Annotated in this window: 17 protein-coding genes and 2 tRNA genes; 11 read left to right on the forward strand and 8 right to left on the reverse strand. The window is 70.3% G+C overall.

The annotated features are described in order from the left end of the window. Positions 1 to 100: 100 nt before the first annotated feature. Positions 101 to 658: a PPA1309 family protein gene (locus ACQEVG_RS25685; RefSeq protein WP_432987939.1), complete on the reverse strand. Its 558-nt coding sequence runs from the start codon at positions 656 to 658 to the stop codon at positions 101 to 103. A 136-nt stretch (positions 659 to 794) separates the two neighbouring features. On the opposite strand from ACQEVG_RS25685, the gene ACQEVG_RS25690 reads away from it, so the two are divergent. The 4 genes from ACQEVG_RS25690 (at position 795) to ACQEVG_RS25705 (ending at position 6,359) form a co-directional block, all read left to right on the forward strand. Beyond that, positions 795 to 3,704, forward strand: coding sequence for a UPF0182 family membrane protein (locus ACQEVG_RS25690; protein WP_432992892.1), 2,910 nt, complete (start codon positions 795 to 797; stop codon positions 3,702 to 3,704). Positions 3,705 to 3,811: 107 nt separating this feature from the next. Further along, a tRNA-Met gene (locus tag ACQEVG_RS25695) sits at positions 3,812 to 3,885 on the forward strand. A gap of 275 nt (positions 3,886 to 4,160) precedes the next feature. After that, on the forward strand, positions 4,161 to 6,188 hold the full coding sequence (locus ACQEVG_RS25700; RefSeq protein ID WP_432987941.1) for a sel1 repeat family protein: 2,028 nt from the start codon (positions 4,161 to 4,163) through the stop codon (positions 6,186 to 6,188). Between the two features lie 97 nt (positions 6,189 to 6,285). Next, positions 6,286 to 6,359: transfer RNA gene (locus ACQEVG_RS25705), tRNA-Met, on the forward strand. A 174-nt stretch (positions 6,360 to 6,533) separates the two neighbouring features. Here ACQEVG_RS25705 and ACQEVG_RS25710 read toward each other — a convergent pair. Continuing rightward, positions 6,534 to 6,950 (reverse strand): Fur family transcriptional regulator, encoded by a 417-nt coding sequence (locus ACQEVG_RS25710; RefSeq protein ID WP_432987943.1) that lies wholly within the window; start codon positions 6,948 to 6,950, stop codon positions 6,534 to 6,536. 127 nt (positions 6,951 to 7,077) lie between these two features. Here ACQEVG_RS25710 and ACQEVG_RS25715 point away from each other — a divergent pair, with 127 nt between their 5' ends. Next, on the forward strand, positions 7,078 to 8,547 hold the full coding sequence (locus ACQEVG_RS25715) for a catalase (RefSeq protein ID WP_432987946.1): 1,470 nt from the start codon (positions 7,078 to 7,080) through the stop codon (positions 8,545 to 8,547). A 168-nt stretch (positions 8,548 to 8,715) separates the two neighbouring features. On the opposite strand, the gene ACQEVG_RS25720 is transcribed toward ACQEVG_RS25715, so the two are convergent. Then, positions 8,716 to 9,117 carry a CBS domain-containing protein gene (locus ACQEVG_RS25720; RefSeq protein WP_360873467.1) on the reverse strand — a complete coding sequence of 134 codons (402 nt, stop codon included), beginning with the start codon at positions 9,115 to 9,117 and terminating at the stop codon, positions 8,716 to 8,718. 173 nt (positions 9,118 to 9,290) lie between these two features. Next, the gene (gene hisN, locus ACQEVG_RS25725) at positions 9,291 to 10,091 is read right to left on the reverse strand and encodes a histidinol-phosphatase (RefSeq protein WP_432987949.1); all 801 of its coding nucleotides are present in this window, start codon (positions 10,089 to 10,091) and stop codon (positions 9,291 to 9,293) included. A gap of 151 nt (positions 10,092 to 10,242) precedes the next feature. Here hisN and ACQEVG_RS25730 point away from each other — a divergent pair, with 151 nt between their 5' ends. After that, complete coding sequence (locus ACQEVG_RS25730) at positions 10,243 to 10,899, forward strand: TetR/AcrR family transcriptional regulator (RefSeq protein WP_432987952.1); 657 nt, start codon at positions 10,243 to 10,245, stop codon at positions 10,897 to 10,899. Here ACQEVG_RS25730 and ACQEVG_RS25735 read toward each other — a convergent pair. The 4 genes from ACQEVG_RS25735 to ACQEVG_RS25750 all read right to left on the reverse strand — a co-directional run bounded on the left by ACQEVG_RS25735 (position 10,865) and on the right by ACQEVG_RS25750 (position 14,523). Continuing rightward, positions 10,865 to 11,188: a DMT family transporter gene (locus tag ACQEVG_RS25735; protein ID WP_432992895.1), complete on the reverse strand. Its 324-nt coding sequence runs from the start codon at positions 11,186 to 11,188 to the stop codon at positions 10,865 to 10,867. The two genes, ACQEVG_RS25730 and ACQEVG_RS25735, sit on opposite strands and share 35 nt — an antisense overlap. A 93-nt stretch (positions 11,189 to 11,281) precedes the next feature. Beyond that, positions 11,282 to 12,295: a ribosome small subunit-dependent GTPase A gene (gene rsgA / locus ACQEVG_RS25740; protein WP_432987955.1), complete on the reverse strand. Its 1,014-nt coding sequence runs from the start codon at positions 12,293 to 12,295 to the stop codon at positions 11,282 to 11,284. Between the two features lie 4 nt (positions 12,296 to 12,299). Then, complete coding sequence (gene aroA / locus ACQEVG_RS25745) at positions 12,300 to 13,640, reverse strand: 3-phosphoshikimate 1-carboxyvinyltransferase (RefSeq protein WP_432987957.1); 1,341 nt, start codon at positions 13,638 to 13,640, stop codon at positions 12,300 to 12,302. A 142-nt stretch (positions 13,641 to 13,782) separates the two neighbouring features. Further along, positions 13,783 to 14,523, reverse strand: coding sequence for a M50 family metallopeptidase (locus ACQEVG_RS25750; protein WP_432992898.1), 741 nt, complete (start codon positions 14,521 to 14,523; stop codon positions 13,783 to 13,785). Between the two features lie 49 nt (positions 14,524 to 14,572). Between ACQEVG_RS25750 and ACQEVG_RS25755 the strand changes: the two genes are divergently transcribed. The 5 genes from ACQEVG_RS25755 (at position 14,573) to ACQEVG_RS25775 (ending at position 18,934) form a co-directional block, all read left to right on the forward strand. Continuing rightward, positions 14,573 to 15,388 carry an SOS response-associated peptidase gene (locus tag ACQEVG_RS25755; protein WP_432987960.1) on the forward strand — a complete coding sequence of 272 codons (816 nt, stop codon included), beginning with the start codon at positions 14,573 to 14,575 and terminating at the stop codon, positions 15,386 to 15,388. A gap of 195 nt (positions 15,389 to 15,583) precedes the next feature. Continuing rightward, positions 15,584 to 16,264 carry an alpha/beta hydrolase family protein gene (locus tag ACQEVG_RS25760; protein WP_432987963.1) on the forward strand — a complete coding sequence of 227 codons (681 nt, stop codon included), beginning with the start codon at positions 15,584 to 15,586 and terminating at the stop codon, positions 16,262 to 16,264. A gap of 236 nt (positions 16,265 to 16,500) precedes the next feature. Then, positions 16,501 to 17,166: a sigma-70 family RNA polymerase sigma factor gene (locus ACQEVG_RS25765; RefSeq protein WP_355831914.1), complete on the forward strand. Its 666-nt coding sequence runs from the start codon at positions 16,501 to 16,503 to the stop codon at positions 17,164 to 17,166. Further along, entirely contained in the window at positions 17,163 to 17,453 is a 291-nt protein-coding gene (gene rsrA / locus ACQEVG_RS25770; protein ID WP_432987967.1) for a mycothiol system anti-sigma-R factor, read from the forward strand. The genes ACQEVG_RS25765 and rsrA overlap by 4 nt, the downstream gene beginning before the upstream one ends. A 158-nt stretch (positions 17,454 to 17,611) precedes the next feature. After that, positions 17,612 to 18,934, forward strand: a complete 1,323-nt coding sequence (locus ACQEVG_RS25775; protein ID WP_432987969.1) for an HD-GYP domain-containing protein — start codon at positions 17,612 to 17,614, stop codon at positions 18,932 to 18,934. The last annotated feature ends 122 nt before the right edge of the window (positions 18,935 to 19,056 follow it).

Consider the following 19,056-nt stretch of genomic DNA (forward strand, 5'->3'; position numbering starts at 1 on the left):
CCGCCCCCTCGTCCACCGGCCGCGGCCGGGCCACCCTGCGGCACACCGCCGTACCCGGCGCCGTGCGACCGGGTACGGCGGTGCCGTACGACGATGTCGGCTACGCCTCGAACGTTGCCGAGAGCGCCTCTGCCAGACCCGGGACCAGGGAGGCGCCCGTGAGGACCTCCGTCGGGGAGTCCTTTTCGCGCAGGCGGAGCGCCGATTCGCGGGTGCCGTCGCGGAGGACCCCGACCGTCATGCGGACCTCCTGGCGGTCCGGGTGGGACGCGACCCACTTGGTGAGGGCCTTGCCGGAGAGGCCGGCCGGGACCGAGGCCTCCGCCGAGGGCGGGAGCATCTGGCGCTCTACCGTCAGGGCGCAGCCCGAGACCGCGTCCGGCCAGGCGATCGTCGCCAGGAACTCGTCCAGCGGGGTGCCGGACGGGATCTCGTCCTGCTCGATCGGGGTCAGCGGCGCGGCCGCCTCGTCGCGGTCGAGGCCGAGCTGGGCCGCGAGGCCCGGCTCCTGGGTGCGTAGTTGCGCGGTGTCGACGAGCGCGAAGAGCCTGGCCGGCTGGTCCCAGCCGAGCCCGGACGCATACTCGTCGATTTCGAGCACCGCGCGGGTCAGTGGGCTCGTGGCCATGGGAGGGCCGGAAGAAGAATCGTTGGGCATGCCCAATATCCTGCCTCCTTCCGGCCCCAAGACGGGAACTAGGTAAAGCCTCAGTAAGTTGCAGTAGTGGGCTCTACGATCGCGGGGCCCGTTTCACACGACCGCGAACTTCGAGGTGCGCACGTTGGCTTTCCAGATGCCGGACCGCGGCGGAGGCCCGACCGGGCCACGGATCAGAGTGGGCCGGCCGTCCCGGCGTGTCCGCACCCTGCTCATGACACTGGGCGTGCTGGCCGTGCTGGCCATGGCGTTCGTCATGTTCGCCGGGTTCTGGACCGACTGGCTCTGGTACCGATCCGTCCACTACTCCTCCGTCTTCACCACCACCCTGTGGACGAAGATCGGTCTGTTCGCCGTCTTCGGGCTCCTGATGGCCACCGCTGTCGGCGTGAACATCTGGCTGGCCCACCGGCTGCGCCCGCCGCTCAGCGCCATGTCGATGGAGCAGCAGAGCCTTGACCGGTACCGGATGGGCATCGCCCCGTACAAGAAGTGGGTGCTCCTCGCGATCACCGCTCTGGTCGGGCTGATCGCCGGCGCCTCCGCCACCGGTCAGTGGCGGACCTGGCTGATGTGGGTCAACGGCGTGTCCTTCGGTCAGAAGGACCCGCAGTTCCAGATGGACGTGTCGTTCTACGCCTTCGACCTGCCCTGGTACCGCTTCCTGCTCGGCTTCGGCTTCGCTGCCGCAGTGCTTTCCCTGATCGTCGCGGCCCTCACGCACTATCTGTACGGCGGGCTGCGGATCACCAGCCCCGGCCCGCGCGCGACCGGAGCGGCCACCGGCCACCTGTCGGTGCTGCTCGGCTTCTTCGTCTCGCTCAAGGCCGTGGCGTACTGGCTCGACCGGTACGGGCTCGCGGTGAAGTCCAGCGACTTCAAGGCCACCGGCAACTGGACGGGCCTGCGGTACGTCGACGCCAACGCCTACCTCCCGGCGAAGACGATCCTCTTCTGCATCGCCGTCATCTGCGCCGTGCTGTTCTTCGCGACGCTCTGGCGCCGCACCTGGCAGCTGCCCGTGATCGGCTTCGGGCTGATGGTTCTGTCGGCGATTCTCATCGGCGGTCTCTACCCCGCGATCGTGCAGAAGTTCCAGGTCCAGCCGAACGAGCAGGCCAAGGAAAGCCCGTACATCAAGAAGAACATCGAGGCCACGCGTCATGCGTACGGCATCGACAAGGCCACCCCGGAGGACTACTCCGGCAAGGGCGACCCCAAGCGCAAGGCCCAGCAGCGCGCGGCGGCTCCCTCGGCGGCCAGCTATCGACTTGTCGACTCGAACGTCGTCTCGCCCGCCTTCCAGCAGCTCCAGCAGGAGCGCAAGTACTACCAGTTCCCCGCGACTCTCGACGTGGACCGGTACACCGGCCCCGACAAGCAGCCGCAGGACACGGTCATCGGTCTGCGCGAGCTCAACATCAAGGGCATCCAGAAGCGCAACTGGATCAATGACCACTTCACCTACACCCATGGCTATGGCGCGATCGCGGCCAAGGGGACGAGCGCCATCACGGACCCGGACAAGGGCACCGTCGGCTCGCCCGACTTCACCGAGTCCGGGATGCCCACCAGCGGCGCGCTCCCCAAGTATGAGCAGCGGATCTACTACGGCGAGAAGACCGAGCAGTACTCGATCGTCGGCGGCCCGCAGCAGGAGCTCGACTACGAGGCGAGCGTCGGGCCCACCAAGTACACGAGCTACCAGGGCAAGAGCGGCGTCAACCTCTCCAACCCGCTCAACCGCGCGGCCTACGCCGTCGCCTTCAGCGAGCCGCAGATCCTCTACTCGGGAGCCGTCGGCGAAGGCTCGCGGATTCTGTACAACCGCACACCCAAGGAGCGCGTCGAGGCGGTCGCCCCGTGGCTGACCATCGACGGCGACGCCTACCCGGCGGTCGTCAACCACCGGATCCAGTGGATCGTCGACGCGTACACCACGACCAACGGCTACCCCTACGCCTCGCGTACCACGCTGGGGGACACCACGGCGGACTCGCTGACCACCAATCAGCGCACGGTCGTTGCCCAGCAGAACCAGGTCAACTACATCCGCAACTCGGTGAAGGCCACCGTCGACGCGTACGACGGCACGGTCAACCTGTACCAGTGGGACACCGAGGACCCGGTGCTCAAGACCTGGATGAAGGCGTTCCCCGGCACGGTGAAGGCCAAGGGCGACATCTCGCCGGCGCTGAAGGCCCATCTGCGGTACCCGCAGGACATGTTCAAGGTGCAGCGCGAGCTGCTGACCCGGTACCACGTCACCGAGCCGGCGCAGTTCTACAGCGGCTCCGACGCCTGGCAGGTGCCGGACGACCCGACGAACAAGGACACCAGCGCGGTTCCGCCGTACTACCTGAGCCTGAAGATGCCCGGGGACAAGGCGCAGAAGTTCTCGCTGACGACGACGTTCACCCCGGCCGGACGCCCCAACCTGGGCGCGTTCATGGCGGTCGACGCCGATGCCAACAGCGACAAGTACGGCACGATAAGGCTGTTGAGAACCACCGAGACCGTGCAAGGTCCACAACAGGTGCAGAGTGAGCTCAACGGCAATGACGACGTCGCCGAGTTCGTCAGAAACCTCAGAGGCACCGACTCGGACATCGAGTACGGCAACCTGCTCACCGTGCCGCTCGACGGCGGGTTCCTCTATATCGAGCCGGTGTACGCACGCGGTGGCAGCGCGAACTACCCGCTGCTGAAGAAGGTCGCCGTCGCCTACGGCGGAGGCAAGCCGGTCTTCAAGGACGATCTGACGCAGGCGCTCGACGCGGTCTTCGCGCAGGAGGGCGCCGCGCAGCCGCCGACGACGACACCGCCACCGGGCACCACCAAGCCACCGGCGACCGGTGGCGACGCGCTCAAGGCCGCCATCGCGGACGTCCTGAAGGCGCACCAGGACGCCGAGGCTGCGCTGGCGAAGGAGCCGAAGGACTGGGAGGCGTACGGCAAGGCCCAGAAGGATCTGGACGCGGCGCTGGAGCGGCTCTCCGCGGCGCAGTCCACGCCGCCGAGCGGTACGGCCAAGCCAGGCGGCTGAGGGGCAGGGGGACTCGAGGGTCACTGAAGGCCACGGTCACTGAAAGGCCGCTGAGAGGCGGCTGGGCAGGCACCGTCCCGCGTCGTGATACGGTTGCAACACAACGACGCGGGGTGGAGCAGCTCGGTAGCTCGCTGGGCTCATAACCCAGAGGTCGCAGGTTCAAATCCTGTCCCCGCTACTGAAGATGAAGAGGGCCCGGATCCTTTGAGGATTCGGGCCCTCTTCGTGCGTATGTGCTGCCGGTGGGAACTGCGTGCCGCGTGGGGCAGGTTGGCGTCGAGCGTGTTTGACTTATCCATCTGTGGGCATGTCGACAAAACGCTGAAGTGACCTCACTGGCTGCGGTATACCAGGTGTACGCGGGTTGCAGGTGGTGCGACGATGGAATTTATGGGGGACAGGGCGACTCTGTTGGAGACAGGGCGGTTTGTGCAGCGGCATGCCGGAAGCGTGATGGACGCGGCCAGTGCCGCTGCTGACGACGCCGTTGACAACGTTGACGGCGCAGGCCGCGGGGCCGGCGCCGACCAGGCGGAGACCTCGGTGGAGACCGCCGGGGCCGAGGCGCGCCACCGGCGCGCGGCCGACGGCGGCGACACCGCGTCGATGAGCGTGCTCGGCGCGCTGCTGCTGCGCCGCGGCGACCTCGACGGCGCCGAGCCCTATCTGCGTGCCGCGACGGCCGACGGCGACCGCGCCGCCGCCAACAATCTGGGTGTCCTGCTCCACCAGCGGGGGTACGCCGACGATGCCGCCGGATGGTGGCGCATCGCGGCCGTCGCCGGTTCCGCGGCCGCGGCGCATGCGCTGGGGCGGCACTTCCGTGAGCGCGGCGACGAGCCCGCCGCGGAGTACTGGCTGCGTCAGTCCGCCGAGCAGGGGCATGCGCTGGGTGCGTATGCCCTCGCCGATCTGCTGGAGCACCGCAGCGATGCGGGCGCCGAGCGCTGGCTGCGCGCGGCTGCGGAACAGGGTCACCGCGAGGGGGCCTACCGGCTCGCCCGCGCGCTGGAGCGCCGGGCGGCGGAGGAGGCCCCCGCGGGAGGGGGCGTGGGCCTGGTGATGGGCCACGCGGAGCCGGCGGTACGGGACGGTGCGGTGGCTGCGGCCGCCGCTTCGGGCGCCGGTGCGGGCGGAGCTGCCCCGGGCGGCGCTGCGTCGGCCGGCGGTCCCGGTCACTCCGTCTCCGCTGCTCCCGGCGACGTCGCTCGCGCTGCCCCGGGCGCGGCTGCCCCCGCCGCCGGTGCCGATGCCGAGGGCGGTGAGCCGTCCGTACTCGACGAGGCCGCCCAGTGGTACCGGCAGGCCGCCGCCCGTGGGCATCGGCGGGCCGCGCTGCACCTCGGCGCGATCCTCGAGAAGCGTGGCGAGCTGAAGGAGGCCGGTCGCTGGTACCTCATGTCCGCGAAGGACGGCGAGGCCCGGGCCGCGTGCGCGCTCGGGTTCCTGCTGCGGGACGCGGGCGACGAGGAGAGCGCCGCGGTCTGGTGGCTGCGTGCTGCCCAGGACGGCGACGGCAACGCCGCCAACGCCCTTGGCGCGCTGCACGCCGCGCGCGGCCAGCAGCAGACGGCCGAGCGCTGGTACCGGGCCGCCATGGACGCGGGCGATGTGAACGGCGCGTACAACCTGGGGCTGCTCTGCGCCGCCCAGGACCGTACGCCGCAGGCCGAGCAGTGGTACCGACGTGCCGCGTACGCCGGGCACCGCGAGGCCGCCAACGCGCTCGCCGTGCTGCTTCTGCAGGCCGGCGACGCGACCGGCGCCGAGCCCTGGTTCTCCAAGGCGGCCGAGGCCGGAAGCGTCGACGCCGCCTTCAACCTGGGCATCCTCTACGTCGGCCGCGACGACGACCGTACGGCTCTGAGCTGGTACGAGCGGGCGGCGGCCGCCGGTCACACCGAGGCCGCCCTCCAGGTCGGCATCGCGCTGCTGAGGGACGGCGACGAGCAGGCCGCGGAGCGCCATCTGCGCTGTGCGGCGGGTAGCGGCAGCGCGGAGGCCGCCTTCCGGCTCGCCACCGTGCTGGACTCCCGCCAGCCGCCGCCGGGGCCGCCGGCGCTCGGCGAGCCGATGGCGGACAAGAGCGAGTGCGAGGAGTGGTACGAGCGCGCGGCCGAGCAGGGACACCGCCGTGCCCAGGTACGGGTCGGGATGCTCGCCGCCGCCCGCGGCGACATGACCGACGCCGCGCGCTGGTACCGGGAGGCCGCGGAGGCGGGCAGCCGCAACGGCGCGTTCAACCTCGGGCTGCTGCTGGCCCGCGAGGGGAACGAGCGCGAGGCCGCCCTGTGGTGGAGCCGTGCCGCCCGCGCGGGGCACGGCCGGGCCGCACTGCGCCTTGCGCTGCTCGCGGCGCGCAGGGGGGAGCTGACCGAGGGGCAGCGGTGGTGCGCGCGTGCCGTTGAGCTGGGTCCCGCGGAGGTGGCGGAGCGCGCGGCACGGCTGCGGGAGGCGCTGCACCAGGAGCTCACGGCGTAGCTCCGGATCCGCCCGGGCCCGGCTCAGGGCCTGGCCAGGGCGTAGCGGATATCGATTTGCGCTGGTCGGCGGGGTGACGTAGTGTTGTGTTCACCGACGCGGGGTGGAGCAGCTCGGTAGCTCGCTGGGCTCATAACCCAGAGGTCGCAGGTTCAAATCCTGTCCCCGCTACTCAGAGACGAAGGCCCGGATCCTGATGGATCCGGGCCTTCGTCGTATGCGCTGAGCGCGCAGTGGCTGGTTGCGCGAAGGGCCCGGCATCCAGACGCGCGAAGGGCCCGGCATCCAGAGGATGCCGGGCCTTCGAGGCTCAATGTGTGCTCAGCGCGTCCGAGGCTCAGTGCGTCACGCCGAAGCGCAGTTCGGGCACGTGCCCCGGTATGTCACCTCGACGTCCGAGATCGTGAAGCCGAAGCGCTCCGAGGCCGGGAGGTCCGCCATCGGGTTGCCCGCCGGATGCACGTCGCGGATGGCGCCGCACTGGGCGCAGACCAGGTGCTGGTGCGGCTGGTGCGCGTTCGGGTCGTACCGCTTGGCGCGGCGGTCCGTGGAGACTTCCAGGACTTCGCCGAGGGAGACGAGCTCGCCGAGCGTGTTGTAGACCGTCGCCCGGGAGATCTCGGGCAGCCTTGTCACCGCCCGTGCGTGTACCTCGTCGGCCGTCAGATGGACATGTTCGCCGTCGAGGACCTCGGCCACGACACGCCGCTGTGCGGTCATACGCCAGCCGCGTCCGCGAAGTCGTTCCAACAGGTCACTCATAAAGACAAGCCTAACAGTGGTGGGACCCAGGTCCCGAACGGGTGTGACTTTGGATGCTCGCTTGACTTAGACAATATCCATTGTAGGATCGGGAACAGGTAAACGCCAAGGACAGGACGTTGCAGGAATGACGCAGGAGGCGCACGTGACGCAGGGACCGCTCACCACGGAGGCCGGGGCTCCGGTCGCCGACAACCAGAACAGCGAGACCGCGGGCGTCGGCGGGCCGGTTCTCGTCCAGGACCAGGCGCTGCTCGAGAAGCTCGCGCACTTCAACCGTGAGCGCATCCCGGAGCGCATCGTCCACGCCCGCGGCGCCGGTGCCTACGGCACCTTCACGCTGACCCGTGACGTGTCCCAGTGGACCCGCGCCAAGTTCCTCTCCGAGGTCGGCAAGCAGACCGAGACGTTCCTGCGCTTCTCCACCGTGGCCGGCAACCTCGGTTCCGCCGACGCCGTCCGTGACCCCCGCGGGTTCGCGCTGAAGTTCTACACCGAAGAGGGCAACTACGACCTCGTCGGCAACAACACCCCGGTGTTCTTCATCAAGGACGCCATCAAGTTCCCCGACTTCATCCACACCCAGAAGCGCGACCCGTACACGGGCAGCCAGGAGGCTGACAACGTATGGGACTTCTGGGGGCTGAGCCCGGAGAGCACCCACCAGGTGACCTGGCTCTTCGGCGACCGCGGCATCCCGGCCACGCTGCGCCACATGAACGGCTACGGCTCGCACACGTACCAGTGGAACAACGAGGCCGGCGAGGTCTTCTGGGTCAAGTACCACTTCAAGACCGACCAGGGCATCAAGAACCTCACCACGGACGAGGCCAACCGCCTCTCCGGTGTGGACCCGGACTCCCATCAGCGTGACCTGCGTGAGTCCATCGAGCGCGGCGACTTCCCGTCCTGGACCGTGCAGGTGCAGATCATGCCGGCGGCCGAGGCGGCGACCTACCGCTTCAACCCGTTCGACCTGACCAAGGTCTGGCCGCACGAGGACTACCCGCCGATCGAGATCGGCAAGCTGGAGCTCAACCGCAACCCGGAGAACATCTTCGCCGAGGTCGAGCAGTCCATCTTCAGCCCCGCGCACTTCGTGCCGGGCATCGGTCCGTCCCCGGACAAGATGCTCCAGGGCCGTCTCTTCGCGTACGGCGACGCCCACCGCTACCGCGTCGGCATCAACGCCGACCACCTGCCGGTGAACCGCCCGCACGCCACCGAGGCGCGTACGAACAGCCGTGACGGCTATCTGTACGACGGCCGCCACAAGGGCACCAAGAACTACGAGCCGAACAGCTTCGGCGGCCCGTTCCAGACGGACAGGCCGCTGTGGGTGTCGACCGCCGTCTCCGGCGCGACCGGCAACCACGAGGCGCCCTCGCACGCCGAGGACAACGACTTCGTGCAGGCGGGCAACCTCTACCGGCTGATGTCCGGGGACGAGAAGGACCGCCTCATCGAGAACCTCGCCGGGTTCATCTCCAAGGTGTCGCGTGACGACATCGCCGAGCGCGCGGTCAACAACTTCCGTCAGGCCGACGGAGACTTCGGTAAGCGGCTGGAGGCCGCGGTCCAGGCCCTGCGTGGCTGACGGACGCCTGCCGTAGTACGGAAGGCCGGATCCCTGTCCAGAGGGGTCCGGCCTTTTCGCATGCGCGCTCACCGGGTCCTGTGCGTGCCGACCGGTTCTTGTGCCTGCCGACCGGTTCTTGTGCGTGCCGACCGGTTCTTTGTGAGAGCCGGTCGGCTCGTGTGCGCGCTAGCCGGCGAGCGTCGCCGGGTGGCGCCTCGCGGGGGCCCAGCAGCGGATGATGTCGCGTACGGAGACGATGCCCACGGGCCCGTCGCCGTCGAGCACGATCAGATGCCGGAAGCCGCCGTGTGTCATGGCCTCCGCGGCCTCCTCCAGGGTCCATGAAGGCGCGGCGAAGACGACGTCGGTGGTGGTGTGGGCGCCGGCGGTCTCCAGATCGGGGTCCTGCCCCGTACCCACCGAATTGAGGATGTCTCGCTCGGTCAGAATGCCGAGCCCGCCGGCGTCGGTGTCGAGGACGACGGCCGCGCCGACACGGCGGGCGGCCATCAGGCGGGCGGCCTGGCGGAGTGTGTGTGCGGGTCCGATGGTGAGGACCACCGTGCTCATGGCGTCACGGACGAGCATGGATGGAGCCACCTCCTTGGCGGATCGGTTGTTCGGGAACCGATTCACAAATTCACAAGTGGGGGGACTCTCAGAGTCGCAGCCCTGCGGGGCGGCAGCAAGAGGGCGCGCACGTTCGGTTGTGCGCCGGGTGAATGGGTGTATGCGCCCGCCGGTTGCCGGCCGGCCGCTCGTCAGTAGCGCTGGTTGAGATAACCCAGCAGCTCGTCGTGGAGCAGCCCGTTCGACGCGGCCGCATTTCCGCTGTGCGGACCCGGCCGTCCGTCCAGGCCGGTGAAGGATCCGCCCGCCTCCTGTACGACGATTGCGGTCGCCGCCATGTCCCACAGCGAGAGCTCCGGCTCGGCGCAGATGTCCACCGAACCCTCGGCGACCATCATGTACGGCCAGAAGTCGCCATAGCCGCGGGTACGCCAGCAGGCCCGGGTCAGATCCAGGAACCCGTCGAGCCGCCCCTGCCCCTCCCAGCCGCTCAGCGAGGAGTACGCGAAGGAGGCGTCCTGAACCCGGGAGACCTTGGAGACCCGCAGCCGGGTGGCCGAACTGAGACTGCGCCCGGTGTATGCGCCGCCGCCCTGCACCGCCCACCAGCGGCGGCCCAGCGCCGGGGCCGACACCACGCCCACGACGGGCTGGTAGCCGCCCTCGCCCTGCACCATCAGCGAGATCAGCGTCGCCCAGACCGGCACCCCGCGCACATAGTTCTTGGTGCCGTCGATCGGGTCGATCACCCAGCGGCGCGGACCCGTGCCCTCGATGCCGTACTCCTCGCCGAGGATCGCGTCGCGCGGGCGCGCCCGCTGGAGCTGCCCGCGGATCAGTTCCTCCGCCGCCTTGTCGGCCTCGCTCACCGGCGTCATGTCCGGCTTGGTCTCGACCTTGAGGTCCAGCGCCTTGAACCGGTCCATCGTGGCGGCGTCGGCGGCGTCCGCGAGCACATGCGCAAGACGCAGATCGTCGTGGTAGTCGGGCATGGTCATCACTCTATCGGGGCTGAGTAGGGCCGTCCTGTGCCCCTGCCGGCCGCGGCTATTGACAGTGGATGGCGGCCCGTCAACTCTGAGCGCAGAGCCGCACGGCCCGGTGGGCGCACGGCCTGAGAGCCGCACGGCCTGGGAGGCGACGATGCCTACAGCGCGAGAGTCCTTGCTGAACGCCGCTCTCACGGCGCTCGCCGCACTGCCGTGGTCCGGGGTGCGGATGGTCGATGTCGCGTCCGCGGCCGGGGTCTCGCGGCAGACCCTCTACAACGAGTTCGGCAGCAAGGACGGCCTCGCCCGCGCGCTCGTGCGGCGCGAGGCCGATACGTACCTCCATGGCGTCGAGGGGCTGCTGGCCGAGCGGGCGAGAGCCATGGACCGGCTGGTCTCGGTCGCGGAATGGACCGTGGGAGAGGCGCGGGCGAAGCCGCTGCTGCGGGCCCTGCTCACCGGCTGCTGGAGCGAACATCTGCCGGCGCCGCGGCCCGCCCGGCGCGGCACCGTGATCTCCCCGGTGCCTGCCCAGCGCCGCGCGGACGCGGGGCTTCCGTCGCCGGGTGAGCTGGTCGCTGCCGTACGGGACCGGGTGGTGGCCGCGCTGGAGCACGGGCGCCGGGACAACGGCCGGGACAACGGTCGTACGAAGGAGGAGTCGGCCGAGCTGGCGCGCCGCTGCGAGCTGGCGGTGCGGCTCGCGCTCTCGTATGTGATCGCGCCCGTCGGCGAGGGGGTCGGCGAGCTGGTGCGTACGGCCGTCGCCGGAGCCGTCAGTGCGACGAGCCCGACAGCTGCAGACCGATGACGCCCATGATCACCAGCGCGATCGAGACGATCTTGAGGGTGGAGACCACGTCGTCGAGGAAGACCATTCCGTAGATCGCGGTGCCCGCCGCGCCGATGCCGGTCCACACCGCATAGGCGGGACCGACGTCGAGCTTCTTCAGGGAGAGCGTCAGCAGTCCGAAGCTGCCGAGTGCGAAGGCGGCGAACGCGATCGTCGGCCAGAGCCTGGTGAAACCGTGCGAGAGCTTGAGGCAGACGGCGAACCCCGTCTCAAGCAATCCGGCGACCACCACCAGCAGCCACGCCATGGTCTGTGCCTCCCGCATCAGTCGGTGACTGCTTCGTCGCACTTGGTGCGAGTATGCACTTACCAACAAGCGGGGACCGCAAACGTGCGCGAGTCAGTCGCCTTCGCGTCGCTCCCGCGTGGCAAGCAGCCGCCGCAGCGAGTACAGCCGCGCCGGATCCGCATGGCCGTCGGCAACCCAGGCGTCCAGCGCGCAGTCCGGCTCGTCATGACTGCATGCCCGCGGACAGCCCTCCGTTCCCGTCACGAGATCAGGGAAGGCATGGATCACGCGGGACGGATCGACATGGTGCAGACCGAAGGAACGCACGCCCGGGGTGTCGATCACCCAGCCGCCCTCGGCGTCGTTGAGCGGCAGAGCAAGCGCCGATGTGGTGGTGTGCCGGCCGCGGCCCGTGACCGCGTTGACAAGTCCGGTGCTCCGCCGGCGCTCCTTCGGTACGAGCGCGTTGACCAGGGTCGTCTTGCCGACACCGGAGTGGCCGACGAACGCGGTGGTACGACCTTTGAGGTGCTCATGCACGCGCTCGGCCGCGACGCCGTCCACGAACTCGTCGCGGGTGGTGACCACATGGGGGACGCCGAGCGCGCCGTACATCTCAAGGAGCTTGTCCGGCGAGGCCAGATCCGACTTGGTCAGCACGAGAAGAGGCGTGAGCCCGCCGTCGTACGCGGCGACAAGACAGCGGTCGATCAGCCGCGGGCGCGGTTCGGGGTCTGCCAGCGCCGTCACGATCGCCAGCTGGTCGGCGTTGGCGACGACCACGCGCTCGTACGGATCGTCGTCGTCGGCCGTGCGCCGCAGTACGGACTTCCGCTCCCCGATGCGCACGATGCGGGCGAGGGTGTCCTTGTCGCCGGAGAGATCGCCGACGATGCTGACCCGGTCGCCGACCACCGCGGCCTTGCGGCCCAGTTCGCGCGCCTTCATCGCCATGACGACACGGTCGTCGACGAGGCAGGTCAGCCGCCCGCGGTCGACGGTGAGGATCATGCCCTCGGAGGCGTCCTCGTGCTTGGGCCGGATGTTGGTGCGGGGGCGGTTGCCCTTGCGGTTGGGGCGTACACGGATGTCGTCCTCGTCGGGGTTCTTGCCGTAGCGGCGCATCTCGTCAGGCCCCGAGCATTCCGGCCCACATCTGCGGGAAGTCGGGCAGGGTCTTGGCGGTCGTCGCCACGTTCTCGATCCGTACGCCCTCGACGGCGAGCCCGATGACCGATCCCGCGGTGGCCATGCGGTGGTCGTCGTACGTATGGAAGATGCCGCCGTGCAGCGGGCGCGGGCGGATGTGCAGACCGTCGTCGGTCTCGGTGACATCGCCCCCGAGCTCGTTGATCTCCTTGGTCAGGGCCGCGAGGCGGTCTGTCTCGTGCAGGCGCAGATGGGCGACGCCGCGCAGCGTGGAGGGGGAGTCGGCGAGCGCCGCGACCGCCGCGATGCCGGGGGTCAGTTCGCCGACCTCTCCGAGGTCGACGTCGATGCCGTGGATACGACCCGTTCCGGTGAAGATCAGACCGGCGTCGGTCAGCTCGCAGGAACCGCCCATCTCGGTGAAGATCTCGCGCAGCGCGTCACCGGGCTGGGTGGTGCGCTCGGGCCAGTCGGGGATGGTGACCCGGCCGCCGGTGACCAGGGCCGCGGCGAGGAACGGCTGGGCGTTGGAGAGGTCCGGCTCGACGGTCAGATCGCGGCCGAGCAGGGCGGACGGGGAGACCCGCCAGACATTGGGCTCGCCGCCGGTCTCGGGCTCGTCGACCTGGGCGCCGACGGCGCGCAGCATGTCGACGGTCATCCGGATGTGCGGCATGGAGGGGAGCTTGCCGCCGATGTGCCGCACCTCCACGCCCTGGTTGAACCGGGGTGCGGACAGCAGCAGGGCGGAGACGAACTGGGAGGACGAGGAGGCGTCGATCTCGACCGGGCCGCCGTCGAGTGCGCCGCCGCCGATGACGGTGAGCGGGAGCGCGCCACGTCCGTCGTCGTCGATACGGGCGCCGAGGACACGCAGGGCGTCGATCACGCCGTTCAGCGGGCGTTCGTACGAGCGGGGGTCGCCGTCGAAGCGGACCGGGCCGTCGGCGAGCGCGGCGACGGGAGGCATGAAGCGCATCACCGTGCCGGCGTTGCCGACGTCCACCGTGGCGGGTCCGTGCAGGCCTGCGGGGATGACGCGCCAGGCCTCACCCTCGCCGTCGTGGCTTCCCGCGACGGTGGAGCTGGACGACACCGTCTCCTCGATACCGACGCCGAGGGCGCGCAGCGCCTCCGCCATCAGGAGGCTGTCGCGGGAGCGCAGCGGGCGGCGCAGCCAGCCGGGCTCGGCGGCGAGGGAGGCCAGCACCAGCGCACGGTTGGTGACCGATTTGGATCCGGGCACGATGACTGTCGCGTCGACGGCCCCGGTCGCGTAGGGGGCGGGCCAGAGGGCGGGGTGCACGGAGCTTTCGGTCATGGCCATCACTTTAGTGGCTCGGTGGAGAGCCCGATCTTGATCAAATACGTCGAAATCGGGGCGTAACCGTTCGGTGGTAGAGGGCTTCGGCGGAGCAGCGGGGGCGTTTTCCGGCCGAGCTGGGGTCGGGCCGGGAGCCGGGCTAGAGGCCGAGCAGCCAGCGGCCGCCGCCGATCAGTGAGCAGAGCGACACGGCGTGGAAGAGGAAGAGCCACATCGCGGGTGGCACATGGGTCAGCCGGGACAGCTGGTCGGCGTCCGAGTCGGGGGCCCCGCCGTGACGGCGCTTGGACTGGAGCTCGAAGGCGGGCCGTACGCCGCCGAGCAGCAGGAACCAGACGGCGGCGTAGGCGAAGCCGGCCTGTACGCCGGGTTCTGTCAGCCAGGAGACGAGGAGAAAGGCGGCACCCGTGACGATCACCGTGAGTGCGCCGTACGCATTGCGGATCATCACCAGCATCGCGATGAGCAGGGCGGTGGCCAGCCAGAGAAGCAGGGTGATGTGGTGCGCCGCGAGCAGCCAGGCGCCGCCGAGGCCGAGCAGCGGGGGCGCGGTGTAGCCGGCCGCGGCGGTCAGGATCATGCCGAGGCCGGTGGGCTTGCCCGCGCTGACGGTGAGGCCGCTCGTGTCCGAGTGCAGCCGTATCCCGTCGAGCCGGCGGCCGGTGAGCAGGGCGACGAGGCCGTGGCCGCCTTCGTGGGCGATCGTGACGGCGTTGCGTGAGATCCGCCATATCGGGTGGGGGGCCACGGCGGCGAGGGCGAGCAGGCCGGTGGCGATGACGAGCCACTTGTCGGGGACGGGCTGGGCGCCGAAGACGCGGTCCCAGAGGTCGCTGACGGAGGCGCTGCTGAGGGTGGTTGCGGGGTCGGTGCTGACCATTTCTCGGGCGGCTCCTCGGGCGTCGGGCGGAAGTGGCAGTGTGGCACTCATGTGCGGACGGTATGCAGCGAGTCGAAGGCCCGAGGATCTCGTGGGAGTCTTCGAGGTCGAGAAGTGGGAGCCGGAGGAGACGCTGGCGCCCGACTGGAACGTGGCCCCCACGAAGGAGGTCTACGCGGTTCTCGAGCGCCCTCTGAAAGACGCTGACGATCAGCGTCCGGTTCGCCAGCTGCGGGCGCTGAAGTGGGGGCTCGTGCCCTCGTGGGCGAAGTCACCGGAGGGCGGGGCGCGGATGATCAACGCGCGGGCCGAGACGGTGCACGAGAAGCCGTCCTTCCGCAGGCCCTTCGTCTCCCGGCGCTGCGTTCTCCCGGCGGACGGCTATTACGAGTGGGTGACCGGGTCCGGGGAGCGGGAGCTGGAGGTCGAGGGGAAGAAGAAGCGGCCGCGGAAGCAGCCGTACTTCGTGACACCGGCGGACGGGTCGGTGTTCGCGATGGCGGGCCTCTACGAGTTCTGGCGGGACCGGACGCTGCCGGACGACCATCCGCAGGCGTGGTGGGTGACCTGTTCGGTGATCACGACGGAGGCGGAGAAGGGACCGCTGGGGGTGGCGCCGGCCGAGGGGCCGCGGTCCCTGTCGGACATCCATCCGCGGATGCCGCTGATGCTGACGCCGGACCGCTGGGACGCGTGGCTGGACCCGTCGCGGACGGACCCGGAGGAGCTGCGGAGGCTGCTGGAGCCGCCGCCGGAGGGGCTGATGAGGGCGTATGCCGTGACGACGGCCGTGAGCAATGTGCGCAACAACGGGCCGGAGCTGCTGGAGGAGCTGGCGGCGCCGGAGGAGGGCACGCTGTTCTGAACCGGCCTTGCCGCCCGGCGCCCGTGCCGACCGGCCTTGCCGCCCGGCGCCCGTGCCGACCGGCCTTGCCGCCCGGCGCCCGTGCCGACCGGCCTTGCCGCCCGGCGCCCGTGCCGACCGGCCTTGCCGCCCGGCGCCCGTGCCGACCGGCCTTGCCGCCCGGCGCCCGCCGCACCGGCGCGGCAGGATGAAGGCGTGGGTCCCGTTGAGAACGTACAGAACGCACAGCACGCAGAGATCGTGAAGACGGACGCCGGTGACGCCCGCGTGACCTGGGTGCGGGCCAAGCGCGCTCGTCTCGTCCTCGCCCTCAGCCATGGGGCCGGAGGCGGGATCGAGGCCCGGGATCTGCGGGCGATCGCCGACGCGCTGCCCGCGGACGGGGTCACCGTCGCCCTCGTCGAGCAGCCGTGGCGGGTCGCCGGCAAGAAGGTCGCCCCCGCGCCGAAGACGCTGGATGTCGGCTGGCGCGGGATCTGGCCCGTACTTCAGAAGCCGGGGCTGCCCGTCGTCGCCGGCGGGCGCAGTGCTGGGGCCCGGGTCGCCTGCCGGACCGCGACGGACCTGGGGGCCGTCGGCGTGCTCGCGCTGAGTTTCCCGCTGCATCCGCCCGGCAGGCCCGAGAAGTCCCGCGCGGACGAGCTCCTCGCCGCAGGAGTGCCCACCCTCGTCGTCCAGGGCGGCAATGACCCCTTCGGCAAGCCCGAGGAGTTCCCGGAAGGGGAGTACGAACTCGTGGAAGTCCCCTACGGAGATCACGGCTTCGCCGTGCCCAAGCGCGCCGGGACCGCGCCGGAGGAGACTCTCCGAGTGATCACGGACGCCGTGCGGACCTGGGCGCGAGGGCTACGGGAGTCGCGAGGGCCACGGGAATGAGGTGCGGGCGCGCACTGTTGTGGCGGATGTCGAGACGTCAGTCACAGAGCATCGAGTAGGGAGTCCGTCGCATGGGTTCGACCATCTGCCCGAGCCGCGCGCACGCCGCTGACCTGGAGTGGACGGTGCTTTCCGCGGCCAAGACCGCCCCTGTTCGGGCGGCGGGCGGAGCGGATCGTGTTCTATCCTCCGATTCGAGCGGGTCCGCATTCGGGTTCGCCACATCGTTGGAGGAGGTGGGTCCGGTCACTGGGACCGACGCAGGGACCGACGACGGCCAGGCGGAGCAGTCCGAGGAGACGACTGCCGAGCGCAATGCCCGTTTCGAGCGGGACGCTCTCGGCTTCCTCGACCAGATGTACTCGGCTGCGCTGCGCATGACGCGCAACCCCGCCGATGCCGAGGATCTTGTGCAGGAGACGTATGCCAAGGCGTACGGATCCTTCCATCAGTTCCGTGAGGGCACGAACCTCAAGGCATGGCTGTACCGGATCCTCACGAACACCTTTATCAACTCGTACCGCAAGAAGCAGCGCGAGCCTCAGCGCAGCGCCGCCGAGGAGATCGAGGACTGGCAGCTCGCGCGCGCCGAGTCGCACATGTCGACCGGGCTGCGCTCCGCCGAGTCGCAGGCCCTCGACCACCTGCCCGATTCGGACGTCAAGGCAGCACTGCAGGCCATCCCCGAAGAGTTCCGCATCGCGGTCTATCTCGCCGACGTAGAGGGCTTTGCGTACAAGGAGATCGCGGACATCATGGGAACACCCATCGGGACGGTGATGTCCCGCCTGCACCGGGGCCGCCGTCAACTGCGTGGCATGCTCGAGGACTACGCCCGTGAGCGCGGGCTCGTCCCGGCCGGAGCGGGGGAGTCGAACGACGCGAAAGGCTCGGGCTCATGAGCTGCGGAGAGCCGCACGAGACGGACTGCTCAGAGGTCCTGGACCATCTCTATGAGTTCCTCGACCGCGAGATGCCCGACAGCGACTGCACCAAGTTCGAGGTGCACTTCGAGGAGTGCTCTCCCTGCCTGGAGAAGTACGGGCTCGAGCAGGCCGTGAAGAAACTGGTCAAGCGGTGCTGCGGACATGACGACGTGCCCAGCGACTTGCGGGCCAAGGTCCTGGGGCGCATTGATCTGATCCGCTCCGGCCAGGCGGTGCCCGAGCAGGACGTCGTCAAGGAGTAGCCGCTTTTCGTACAGACGTACGGGGTGTGTCGTGGTTGTCACGGCACACCCTGTTCGTGTGTCACCCGTAGGTGCGAATAGCCGTCATCCTGCCGCCGTGATTCACCCAACTCGCTAGCCTGACGCTCTCTTTGAGACGGGGCGGGGAGGGCGGGCCAGTGAGGGCCATTCCGGCGGCAGCACGCGTGTACATCCTGTGCGCGGTGCTCTGCGCTGCGGCATGTGCGCTGCCCGTCCTGAGGCAGGGGGGCCACTGGCGCGCCGTGCTGCTGCTCGCCGGGCTCTACGCCGTGTGCGAGCTGCCCGCCCGCTGCCGCTATGTCGGGAACTCCGTGCCGGTGGGCGCCGGCTCCTTCTTCCCCGTGCTGCTCGCCGCGGCGTTCTTGCTGCCGCCCGCCGTGGCGGTGTTCGTCGCCGTGCCCGGCGCGCTGCTGGGGCGGGTCGACCAGCGGCCTGCCGGCGCGCGGCGGATCTGGCGCGCCGCGCAGCTTGCGCTGGCGACCTGGGGCGCGGCGCAGGCGTACGCACTCCTCGGCGGCGCGCGGGCCCTGCGCGCGCCGGACTTCCCGTACGCGCTGCTGCCCGCGGCGGCCGGGGCGCTCGCCTTCTGCCTGGTGCTGACGGCCCTCGACGGCGGCATACTCGCCGCCGCGGAACGGGTACCCCTACGGGCCGCCTGGCGCGGGCTGCTGCTGCGCTCCCCGGCGCCGCACTGTGTGCACGGGCTCGCCGGGCTGATGATGGCCGTGCTGTGGCGCAGTCCGTACGGGCCGCTGTCCGCGCTCTTCGTCCTGCTGCCGATGTACATCTCCTGCTGGATCTTCGCGCAGTACCACCGCGAGCGGGCGGCCCATCAGGCGACGATCCGCGCGCTGGTCCAGGCGGTCGACATCAAGGACCAGTACACGCGCGGGCACAGTGAGCGGGTGGGGCGGGCGTCCGTGCTCATCGCGCGCGAGCTGAGCATGGACGAGGGGCGGCTGGAAGTCCTCCGGTTCGCCGGGATCCTGCACGACGTGGGGAAGCTCGGGGTGCCGACGCGGGTGCTGCGCAAGGACGGGCCGCTGACGCCGCAGGAGCGGCGGGTGATAGAGCTGCATCCGGAGTACGGGCACGAGATGGTGCGGGGTATCGGGTTTCTGGAGGAGGCGCGGGCGGCGATCCTGCACCACCACGAGCGGCTGGACGGGAGCGGGTATCCGTACGGGCTCGTGGGGCGCCAGATCCCGGAGTTCGCGCGTGTGGTGGCGGTGGCGGACGCCTTCGACGCGATGACGTCGACGCGGTCGTACCGCCGGGCGCGTCCGGTGGCGGCGGCGCTGGAGGAGCTGAAGCGGTGCGCGGGGACGCAGTTCGACCCGCGGATGGTGCGGGCGCTGGTGCGGGCGCTGGAGCGGCACGGGTGGGAGACGGCGGTGACGTCGGACGAATGGGAGCGGGTGGGGGGCGTGCCGGCGAGAGTGGGAGGTCGGCCGCTGTGAGCGCGGGCATACGGGGCGCGGGCGGTTTTTCCCCCACCCCGCCCCTTCCCGAAACTGGGGGCAAGCCCCCAGGCCCCCGGCCTGCGGCGGGGGCGGCGGCTTCGCGCCGCGCGGCTCTCCGG

The sequence above is a fragment of the Streptomyces sp. CA-135486 genome (genome assembly GCF_050936555.1).
GTDB lineage: Bacteria > Actinomycetota > Actinomycetes > Streptomycetales > Streptomycetaceae > Streptomyces.

Coding starts and splice junctions, on each gene's coding strand:
- rsgA (WP_432987955.1), bottom strand. CDS start 12,295: ATGCGCCGCTACGGCAAGAACCCCGACGAGGACGACATCCGTGTACGC.
- ACQEVG_RS25755 (WP_432987960.1), top strand. CDS start 14,573: ATGTGCGGACGGTATGCAGCGAGTCGAAGGCCCGAGGATCTCGTGGGA.
- ACQEVG_RS25730 (WP_432987952.1), top strand. CDS start 10,243: ATGCCTACAGCGCGAGAGTCCTTGCTGAACGCCGCTCTCACGGCGCTC.
- hisN (WP_432987949.1), bottom strand. CDS start 10,091: ATGCCCGACTACCACGACGATCTGCGTCTTGCGCATGTGCTCGCGGAC.
- ACQEVG_RS25720 (WP_360873467.1), bottom strand. CDS start 9,117: ATGCTCGTCCGTGACGCCATGAGCACGGTGGTCCTCACCATCGGACCC.
- rsrA (WP_432987967.1), top strand. CDS start 17,163: ATGAGCTGCGGAGAGCCGCACGAGACGGACTGCTCAGAGGTCCTGGAC.
- ACQEVG_RS25715 (WP_432987946.1), top strand. CDS start 7,078: ATGACGCAGGAGGCGCACGTGACGCAGGGACCGCTCACCACGGAGGCC.
- ACQEVG_RS25685 (WP_432987939.1), bottom strand. CDS start 658: ATGCCCAACGATTCTTCTTCCGGCCCTCCCATGGCCACGAGCCCACTG.
- ACQEVG_RS25700 (WP_432987941.1), top strand. CDS start 4,161: ATGGACGCGGCCAGTGCCGCTGCTGACGACGCCGTTGACAACGTTGAC.
- ACQEVG_RS25750 (WP_432992898.1), bottom strand. CDS start 14,523: ATGGTCAGCACCGACCCCGCAACCACCCTCAGCAGCGCCTCCGTCAGC.
- aroA (WP_432987957.1), bottom strand. CDS start 13,640: ATGACCGAAAGCTCCGTGCACCCCGCCCTCTGGCCCGCCCCCTACGCG.
- ACQEVG_RS25690 (WP_432992892.1), top strand. CDS start 795: ATGCCGGACCGCGGCGGAGGCCCGACCGGGCCACGGATCAGAGTGGGC.
- ACQEVG_RS25710 (WP_432987943.1), bottom strand. CDS start 6,950: ATGAGTGACCTGTTGGAACGACTTCGCGGACGCGGCTGGCGTATGACC.
- ACQEVG_RS25735 (WP_432992895.1), bottom strand. CDS start 11,188: ATGGCGTGGCTGCTGGTGGTGGTCGCCGGATTGCTTGAGACGGGGTTC.